Annotated in this window: 1 pseudogene; it reads right to left on the bottom strand. The window is 56.1% G+C overall.

Annotated features, from left to right (window positions below):
• Positions 1-178 (bottom strand): annotated as a pseudogene (locus NFX52_RS31545) (DUF4148 domain-containing protein); the annotation flags it as partial.
• Between the last annotated feature and the right edge of the window lie 77 nt (positions 179-255).

Below are 255 nucleotides of genomic sequence, written 5' to 3'. Positions count from 1 at the left end.
CGGGCTCGATGCTGCGGGTCTGGGCCACGGTGGCGGCTTCAGCGGCCACTTCGGCACGGGTGCGGTTCGTGTCGAACTTCAGGGCAAATTGCGAACCATCGGCTTCGTCAGCGTGGGCGCCGAAAGCAGTGAAAGCGGCAACAGCGGCGATAGAGAGAAAACGGACAGACTTGTTCATGGTGAAACTCCAGTGAAATTCAAAAAATAGGGACGAGGTACTTGGCAATACGAAAACGTGTGAACCGTGGATTCAAC

Origin of the sequence: Acidovorax facilis, assembly GCF_023913775.1 — a bacterium.
In the GTDB taxonomy this organism is placed as follows: Bacteria; Pseudomonadota; Gammaproteobacteria; order Burkholderiales; family Burkholderiaceae_C; genus Acidovorax; species Acidovorax facilis.
The sequence above is the reverse complement of the archived record's forward strand: the minus strand, read 5'-3'. Positions and strand labels throughout refer to the sequence as shown.